Annotated in this window: 4 protein-coding genes; 2 read left to right on the plus strand and 2 right to left on the minus strand. The window is 44.0% G+C overall.

Annotated features, from left to right (window positions below; genetic code table 11):
* A partial coding sequence (locus ACTS60_RS00450) for an Ig-like domain-containing protein (RefSeq protein WP_440886742.1) occupies nt 1-6,421 on the plus strand: 6,421 nt, incomplete at its 5' end.
* Between the two features lie 68 nt (nt 6,422-6,489).
* On the opposite strand, the gene ACTS60_RS00455 is transcribed toward ACTS60_RS00450, so the two are convergent.
* Both ACTS60_RS00455 and ACTS60_RS00460 read right to left on the minus strand, forming a co-directional pair.
* Nucleotides 6,490-7,074: an OmpA family protein gene (locus ACTS60_RS00455; protein WP_440886744.1), complete on the minus strand. Its 585-nt coding sequence runs from the start codon at nt 7,072-7,074 to the stop codon at nt 6,490-6,492.
* Nucleotides 7,075-7,108: 34 nt separating this feature from the next.
* Entirely contained in the window at nt 7,109-8,422 is a 1,314-nt protein-coding gene (locus ACTS60_RS00460) for a TolC family outer membrane protein (RefSeq protein WP_171052040.1), read from the minus strand.
* 388 nt (nt 8,423-8,810) lie between these two features.
* On the opposite strand from ACTS60_RS00460, the gene ACTS60_RS00465 reads away from it, so the two are divergent.
* Nucleotides 8,811-10,122: Calx-beta domain-containing protein (locus ACTS60_RS00465; RefSeq protein ID WP_440886743.1), on the plus strand; the 1,312-nt coding region annotated here is incomplete at its 3' end.

Consider the following 10,122-nt stretch of genomic DNA (forward strand, 5'->3'; position numbering starts at 1 on the left):
AGTGGAAGTTATCAAGCTAGCTGATGGCAAGCTTGGCTTTAGCGCGGATGTGGATGCCAGCAAACTGGTTGGTGTCGATGGCCAAGCTATCACTGCGTCGGTGACCATTACCGATGGCGCAGGTAACGCCGTGACTGCAACGGATACTGAAACCTACCAAGTCGATGTGGATGCACCGACGGCGAGTATCAACCTCGATCCAATCGTGGTGGGTGACGACAACACCATTAACCAAGCGGAAGCGACAGGCCAAGTTACTCTAACCGGTACTGTAGGTGGTGAGGTTGTTGAAGGTGATACGGTTCAACTGAAATTGGGCGATAACCTGCTGGCTGAAGTGGAAGTTATCAAGCTAGCTGATGGCAAGCTTGGCTTTAGCGCGGATGTTGACGCTAGCACATTAGCGGGCTTCAACGACCAGTCTGTGACAGCGTCTGTAACCATTACTGATGGTGCAGGTAATGCCGTGACTGCAACGGATACTGAAACTTACCTAGTCGATGTAGACGCGCCGACGGCGAGTATCAACCTAGGTCCAATCGTGGTGGGTGACGACAACACCATTAACGAAGCAGAAAGCACAGGTAAAGTAACGCTGTCAGGTACGGTCGGCGGTGATGTGACAGTCGGTGATACCGTTGCTTTACAGTTAGGTGATGATGCCCTGACGACGACTAAAGTGGTCGACCTTGGCAACGGCCAACTAGGTTTCGCCGTGGACGTGGACGCCAGCAAACTGGTTGGCGTCGATGGCCAAGCTATCACTGCATCGGTGACCATTACCGATGGTGCAGATAACTCCGTGACTGCAACGGATACTGAAACCTACCAAGTCGATGTGGATGCGCCAACGGCGAGTATCAACCTCGATCCAATCGTGGTTGGTGACGACAACACCATTAACGAAGCAGAAAGCACAGGCAAAGTAACGTTGTCAGGTACGGTAGGCGGCGATGTGAAAGTCGGTGATACCGTTACTTTAGCGCTCGGTGAAAACCTTCTAACCACGGCGAAAGTGGTTGACCTAGGCAATGACCAGCTTGGCTTCGCCGTGGACGTGGATGCCAGCAAACTGGTTGGTGTCGATGGCCAAGCTATCACTGCGTCTGTAACCATTACTGATGGTGCAGGTAACGCCGTGACTGCAACGGATACTGAAACCTACCTAGTCGATGTAGACGCGCCGACGGCGAGTATCAACCTCGATCCAATCGTGGTGGGTGACGACAACACCATTAATGAAGTAGAAAGCACTGGCAAAGTAACGCTGTCAGGTACGGTAGGCGGCGATGTGAAAGTCGGTGATACCGTTACTTTAGCGCTCAGTGAAAACCTTCTAACCACGGCGAAAGTGGTTGACCTAGGCAATGACCAGTTTGGCTTCGCCGTGGACGTGGATGCCAGCAAACTGGTTGGTGTCGATGGCCAAGCTATCACTGCGTCTGTAACCATTACTGATGGTGCAGGTAATGCCGTGACTGCAACGGATACTGAAACTTACCATGTTGATTCGAACCCACCACAATCTGAGTCATTTACTGAAACTATCAGCACAACAGGCAAAACGAAGGTTGTGTTCAATACAAACTTCGATAATGTCGAAAATGATGATGATCATATTTCAGATAAAGAAGATGACCTATCTGAAACGCCTCTAAATATTGTCGTTACAGAGCTTCCTGATGACGGAAAGCTATTCCTAAAAGTCAGTGATACTGAGTTTGTAGAAATCAAATCAACGGATCTGCATATTGTAGATGAGGTAACCGGCGAAGTAGTTCAGCAAGGTACTCCTTACGACCCTGACAGTATTTACTATGAACCAGATACTGAAAATGTTGGTTTCTTGCTTGGTACAAAGGATACATTTGAGCAAGAGCTTGGTTCGAGCCAAACCGAATTTTATAACTGGGGTGATTCATCGGATGGTAACGCTAGCAGTGTAAGAATAATGACATTGAGCAACGGTCATATCATTAGGATAAGCACTGACGATGGTTTACTAACACAATTCCGGGGTGATCCAGATGCCGACCACGTAGGGTACGGCATTGGTGTCGATGGCAATAGCGGTATCAATGCCGGAGAAGTCATTACGATAGACTTTGCTAATACACCAATCGATTCGTTAGCTATAGGGTTAGATGGGCTAGGTGGAAAGTTTGAATATGGTTCAAATGACAGCTACGCGGTGTTTGTCGTTAAGTATGACGATGATTCATCAGATACGATTAAGTATACAAAACCTGATGGCTTTGAAGGGAATGAAGGGGCATTACAGGAAATTATCTTTAACTCCCCAGTGGGTAAGTTGATTACTTCGATTGATATTACTACTGAAGGCGATGGTAACTGGGAGCTCAAATATATCGAAGCTGAGCCTCAAGAAGATACATTTGATTATAAGGTTGTTGATTCTTCAGGAAACTACAGTAACGAGTCACAAGTGACTTTAGATAAAGATGGTTTAGAGGCTAATTTACCACCAAAACCATTAATTGAAGCTATTGACGCGCAAGCAAATAGCATCGAGGAAGGGGCTAATTTAGTCTTCGACGTTTCATTAGATTCAACTACAGCTACTCAGTATAAATACCCTGTAAAATTTGGTACAGGGTCAACCACAGCAGACAGCCAAGATATAAACTTTGCAAGTGCTATATTTAGTGACGGCGTAACCTATGATAATGTAACTAATTCATTGATTGTTCCTGAAGGTGTTGATTCGTTTACTATCACTATTCCTACTGTGGATGACCTCCAGACTGAATCCACAGAGTACTATGAGATCCAAATCGGTGATCATTCTACGGGAGTAAACATAACAGACAACGAAACACTGACTCAATTTAAGTCTATGGAAGGTCAAGAGTTAGAGCTTGTTGGTTTACCGAGTGGTTTTGCTTTCCCGGCCGGTGTCACATCTATCAGCACCGAACTTGGTGGAGTTGTAGAATTACAAGACGGTAAGATTGTATATCAGCCACCTCAACGTGATCATTCTGATGAAATCAGTGACCAAGATAGCTTCCATGTGGATGTGAATGGCACAAGACATACCATCCTAGTCGATATTGCAGATTCTGCACCTGTTGCAAAAGACGACTCACATACACTTGATGTCGTGATCGACTCGTTTAGTGTCGGTGGCATAGAAGCAGCGTGGAGTTCGATAGAGGGGGGTACTAATACCTCCGTTTTCGATAGTAATGATAATGATAGCGCCAATGATCAGCTGCGTTGGGGAACTACCGATGACAATGATCCTCAATCAGGTTACGGTTTTATCGACAATGACTTGGGTTTGAACGGTGAGCTTCCGTTAAATGAAGACGTTATTCTGGGTACTTTTACCCACTTCAATAACCCGATCAGCTCTGGAACGGCGATTACAGGAGCAACGTTATCTGTAAGTTTTGAGTTGGTTGATACTTATGGAAACCGTCAACTAGTCGAACTGGACATCGAGTTTGACCATAACGAAACACCAAATGATGTCGGTTCCGGTGACGATATAGTAACCATTACAAGTACAGCCGCGACATTTAACTTTGATGGTAAAGAATATTCTGTAGAAGTTGTTGGCTTCAAGGATGTTAACGGTAATGTTGTTACCTCAATAAATACTTCTGAGAACCAGGATACATCGTACGATCTTGCCATTAAACTTGTCCCAGATAGCAATTATTCTGAGCCTTCTTTATCCGGTAATGTTTATGAAGATAACGGTTTTGGCCCAGATGAGATCGCGCAAGATGATGTTTCCGTTGTGTCTGTTAGAAGCAGTACTGGCACTGTAGGTGCAATTGGTCTAGCTCTACAAGGCCAATATGGTCAATTAACGTTGAACGAAAACGGTACTTATGAGTATGTAATCAACACTTCACATAATGCGATTCCAGAAGATGCGGTCGAATCATTCACTTATACACTAGAAGATTCTGATGGCTCACAATCTGAAGCAACAATTAGTATTGATTTTAATCTGATTGATGCTTCTGAAATTAGGGCGTTAGACGATACTGTCAAGACGACTGAGGGACAGGACATATCGGGTAACCTTCTAGATAATGATGGGGGTATTATTCAGTCTGTATCTGAGTTCTCAATTGCTGGCTCTAATACAGTGCACTCGGTTGGAAGCCGAGTCGCTATTGAAGGGGGATTCATTACAATCCAAGCCAATGGTCAATTTTTGTTTGAGGCTGCGGATAATTGGAATGGTAATGTACCTGCCATTACGTACGTGACAGATACTGGTGCATCAGCAAGACTGAATATTGAAGTCGAAGCGGTCGACTCTCCGACAGTTACTGATAAAGATTCTTCAAAAGCTAATGAGCATCATACTGCTACTGGCAACGTGTTATCGAATGACGAGGATATAGATTCTACGTTGTTAGTCGATACCTACTCGATTGAAGGGGTAGACGGCTCGTTTGATGCTGGCACACAGTACACATTCGGCAATCAAGGAGTTTTCGTTCTCAATGAAAACGGTAGCTATTCATTTACGCCTACCGAGCATTGGAGTGGGGATGTTCCAACAATCACTTACACGACCAACACTGGCGCGTCAAATACCTTAGATATTGAGATCGTAGCTGTAGCGGATACGCCTAATTTAGAAGTAGTTTCTAGCAAAACTATTGCGGCCATTGATTTTGAGGATGTTACTCGTCCGAGCACCTCTGTTGATATCGAAAATGTATCTGGTGATGGTACTGTAGGGGAATGGAGCACAAATAACAGTGGTGGTGGGGTTGAGGTCTTAAGTCAAGATGCATACTTAAAGGATGGCTCTTCAAACAAAGTGTTAGAGCTTGAAGCTCATCATGGTGATAAAGACTTATATACAGATATATCTTGTCGAGGTAGTGCTCAATATACACTAGATTTTGATGCCTCTATCCGAATTGGCGACTACCATGCCTCGGATATGGTTGTTAAGTTGTACAAACTAGATTCATTAGGTAATCCGATCCCAAGTTCTGAAGTGACAGTATTTGATTTCAACGAGTTTGATTACACTTATCAAACTATCGAAAATATTGAACTTCCAATTGAAGATTCAGGTAACTATCGCGTTATGTTTGAAGCAAAGGGTTCCGATAGTGTGGGCGTTATCATTGACGATATCGTGATTAAAGAGACGTTAAACGCTGGTGAAGAGGGAGCCTTTATTGCTTTGAGTGAAATTAGCGCTTCCTTAGTAGATACTGACAACTCTGAACGATTAACTATCCAACTTAATGATGTGCCGATTGGAACGATATTACGTGATGGCTCTGGGAATGAGATAACCGTGGAATCAGTTCCTATTGATATTACCGGCTGGGACTTAACTTCACTTGAAGCTAAGTTTAGTCAGTCTGGGCAGTTTAATTTGAATGTATCAGCTATAGCGACGGAAGTGAGCAATAATGATTCAGCGGAAACTAGCATCCAGATACCAGTTTCGGTAACGCAGCAGCCTGTTCACCTCGGTGGTGCTGGCGTAGATACGTTTGAACTTATTCAACCAATTAACAACTCGGCGAACTTTACTTATTCATTAGGCGCTCATGGTGCGATAGGGCCTCAAGGCCCGTTCCAGCAACAAGTTGAATTGACCGATAACATCAGGGTTAGCAGCGGTGACAGTAATGATCGAATAGACTTTGGTATAGGTAAAGGAGACTACGTTATCGATACGGGTAGCTCTCTTCCAAATACGAGTGGTGAAACTCCAGATAGAAGCTTTTTTGAAAACTCAGACTTTATGGATACAAAACAGAGTATTCATGACTCTGATGGAGTGCTGCTACAAAGCGTAGAAAGTGAAGTTCAACCTGTGACAGATACGGTAAATCTAGGCTCTGGTAATGATGTTGTCACTAGCCAAGGTGGTAACTTAGCCGCTTATGGCGGAGATGGTAACGATACTATCTGGGGTTCAGACAATGGCTCTGATGGTATTCGTGGCGGTAATGATGATGATACTCTGTATGGCAGAGGTGGTGATGATTACTTATTAGGCGAGGCCGGTGAAGATACCATTTCGGGTGGTAGCGGTAATGATATCTTAGTTGGTGGTCTAGGAAACGATATTCTAATTGGTGATGATGGTGCAGACATTTTTGCGTGGGTAGATGTTGAAAATGGCGCTGTTGACCGTATTAAAGATTTCACTGTCGATGAGGATATTCTTGATTTGTCCGAAGTATTGGAAGGTGTCACCTTCAACGATATCTCCGAGTTGTTGGATACGATTCCTGATGACAATCTGCAAGGTGTAATTTCGATTGCGGATTCACAAACAGGGGCGGCGTTAACGATTAATCAAGACGGTAAGTCAATGTCTATTGAGTTCGATGGTATGACTGCTGCAGATTTAACTACTTACTTATTTGAACAAGGTGGGCTCAAAGCTAGCGATTAGTAATACTTGTTGGCAAAAATAAATCAAAGGGGCTAATGACAAGCCCCTTTGTTGATCTAGTGGTACTTTTAGCTTTTAGGAAGTGCGGTAAAAATCGTCCATTCCTTTTTCACTTCACCTTTGTAGCCAATGACGGTGGCTGTAACCCGTCTGTTTAGAGCATGGCTCACCTCATCGGTACCGAAAGAAGCCAATTTTGTTTCTCCGAAACCCACTATCCTTAAGCGGTTAGGTGAAATACCATTTTTAATAAGTTCTTGGCGCACATTTTCAGCTCTTCTTTTCGACAAATCTAAGTTGTATTCGTCAGTACCTGTGATGCTTGTATAGCCTTGAAGCTCTATTGATGTACTAGGGTACTCTTTAAGGAAGTCCGCCAGGTCACTGATCTGTTTTGCAAAAATTGGGTTGATGGCGTCGGAGTCGTTCGCAAATAACACTCTAATTTGCATTTTTTGTGAAGATTTTGCGTACTCTCCACACCCATCGTTATCAAGTTCGGATCCTTCTGGTGTTCCCGGACATAAATCCCGATGATTGATTACGCCATCTCCGTCATCATCCATATGGTCGGCGGACTGATCAGCTATAGGTGTTGGAATGTAATCATACTCATCCCCAGTTCCATCACTAGAACTACAGGCGCAGATCATAAGTGCTGAAAGGCTTAGTAATAACACTCTCATATTAATACTCCACTTTCTCTAACCATTCTTGAGGAACGTCAACCCGTAGAGCATTTAATAGCTCTCCCGTGGCATTCATCACTCGATATTTAGCGTATTGCTCTGAATATTTTGCGTCTAAGTAGTCTTTTCGTGCCTGAAACAGTTCGTTTTCTGTATTCAGTAAATCCAGCAACGTTCGCTTACCGATCCGGTACTGCTTTTCATAGGCAATAACTGTTTCTGCGGCGGAATCTACATGGTCGGCAAGAAACTCTTTTTGTTGTAGAGTTAAATCAAGTGCACTCCAGGAAAGTCTTAACCCTTCTTCTACGTTTTTGTATGCACTCTCACGTAAGTCTTTTGCTTTGTTTAATTGGTAGGCGAAATTTTCACTGTTTGCGGCATCACTGCCACCATTGTAAAGGTTGTAACGCATTCTCAGCATCGCAGTAGTTTCATCACTGCGGCCTTCAATGCCACCAGCATCATCTCGCCAGGTTTGGGATGCCTCTAACGATAGCGTAGGGTAGTTGACACCTTTTGATTGCTTGTACTGAAACTTGGCTGAGTCTACATCGGCAATCGCAACTTGAATGACAGGGTGTTGGTCAAATGCTTGTCCAACAGCATCATCAACCGTGTATGGAAGATAATTCTCGTCGGCTCTTGGGAAAATGAGTCCTTGCGGAGTTTGCCCAACTAATCGGGTGAACATAGTATGCGAGTCGTACAAATTGTTTTGAGCAGCAGCTAAGTTACCATGAGCCTTTGCCAAGCGAGCTTCTACCTGAGTGAGGTCTGCTGTAGACCCAATCCCGGAGGTAACACGCTTTTTAATGTCTACGTAAATCTTTTTATGAACGGCTAGGTTATTTTCTGAAAGCGTTAAAATTTCATACGCTTTTACAGCATCAAGATAGACTTTGGTCACTTCGAGAGCTTTGTCGGAAGCGTCGGCAAGTAGTTGATATCTCAATGATTCGGCATCGGCAGCAGTACGGTCAATATCATTGAGTGTGGCAGAACCATCCCAAATCAGTTGCGTTAGAGTGATTGATGCTTCTTTTCGTGTTAAGTCAGTTTCACTGCGGTCAAGGTCTGCTGGATCAACTCTTTCATACCCAATGCCTGCATCAAGATCAACCTTCGGAAGATACGCTCCAGAAGACGCATCATTGACATATTTCCTACTAGTGAATTCGTTGAATGCACTTTTGATATCAGGGTTACTTTTCAATGTTAGAGCTACAGCCTGCTCTAGTGTTTGCCCAAAAGCAGGAAGTGATGCAATTAGGCCACTGCAACAAGCGATGGTTAGTCGAGTCCATTTCACAGTAGTTCTCCTAAAAATTGGGTTGTTTTTTGTCAAGTGCATCTCAAAAGTGAGACCGAATGACATAAATAACAACGAGTAAGAACTAATTTCCAACTTGCTGTTATACAAAGGCATTTATTAACAAAAATTTTTTGTTCCTTAACTAAACCCTAGCATATGCAACGGGAATTGCTTGCTTTAATCAAAGTGAAAATGCTCTAGCTATTAATAAGATAGTTAGCAATAGTTCCGTTTCACTACCAGGTGAAATTTGACGTTGTCCCATAAAGTCAAATTTAAAGTAGCGCGGTTGCTAAAAAGCATAATAGCCATGAGTTGACTAAACTATAGACGTAAATATTGGGGTGACAAATATTTAACTAAGCCAAGGGCAGGCGAGGTAAATATGGGACAAGTTAATCTACGTGCTTTATTTGGCGCGACAGTAGTTATAGGCCTTGATGGCAATATCAAGCAACTCAAAAGTGGCGAGTATCCCTTACCGGGAGAGTTGGTTATCCAAGAGCTCTCACAACCGGGTAATGTGGCGGTAGAAAGGGTTGTAAGTGATGGTTCAAGGCAAGATATTACGTCTGATGTTCAACAAGTGATTGAGGCTATTGCTCAAGGTGGTGACCCAACGCAACTAGGGGATGATTTTAACCCTGCCGCGGGAGAGGCTATAGGTTCGAGCCTTCAGGTTAGTGGAGCAATCGATCGAATAGGAGCTGAAAGCCTAGCAGCCACATTGTTTGAAACAAATGCAAATGGCTTAGGAGCACTTTCTAATACTCAAATACTCTCTCTATTGGAGTTACTTCAAAGCCTCCAAGTAGAAGAATCGATTATTTTCTCTCAAGTTCAAGACATTAGTAGCCCGACCGTTAGTGAAGGCGAAAATGTCGTATTTGAGGTGACTTTAGACCAACCAAGTAACCAAGATACTGAAGTAACGCTAACCTTGAATCAAGGTACGGCTTTTGACGGGCAAGACTTTGATAGCTTGTTAGTTGAAATTACGCTTCCAGACGGAACGATCTTAAACCCTGAACTTGGTCCACAAGGAGAACTAATTATTACAGTGCCTAGTGGTGAGACAGCGTTACAAGTTACGATTCCCACAATAGAAGATGAAATATCGGAAAGCGATGAATCTTTTACTCTCAATGGCACGACAGTAACACAACCAACACCTGTTCAAGGCACAGCGACCATCCAAGATGATGATGACATACCTGTGATCACAGAAGTGTCTTTGGTTGGTGAGACCGTGCCTGAAGGTCAAGCGGCTGAATTTAAAGTGACGTTAAGTAATGCCAGCAGCACAGACCAAACTTACTCGATTGGCTTAGTCAATGGCACAGCCGGCGATGATGATTACGATACCAACGTGTCCAACATCGTGTTTAGTGATGGCGTGACTTATGATGCTAATACGGGGCAAATCACAGTCCCTGCGGGCGTCACCATGTTCACCGCAACAGTGGATACCACGCAAGACACCATCGATGAGCCGGATGAAACCTTCGACCTCCAAGTGGGTGGGGTGACAGGCACTGCGACCATCCAAGATGATGATGACACACCTGTGATCACAGAAGTGTCTTTGGTTGGTGAGACCGTGCCTGAAGGTCAAGCAGCTGAATTTAAAGTGACGTTAAGTAACGCCAGCAGCAGCGATCAAACCTACACGATTGGCTTAGTCAATGGCACCGCCG

Source organism: Vibrio sp. WZ-1, from assembly GCF_052037695.1.
Classification (GTDB): Bacteria; Pseudomonadota; Gammaproteobacteria; order Enterobacterales; family Vibrionaceae; genus Vibrio.

What these genes read in the sequence shown, in the direction of transcription:
- ACTS60_RS00455 (WP_440886744.1), bottom strand. Translation starts at nt 7,074, where the DNA reads ATGATCTGCGCCTGTAGTTCTAGTGATGGAACTGGGGATGAGTATGAT.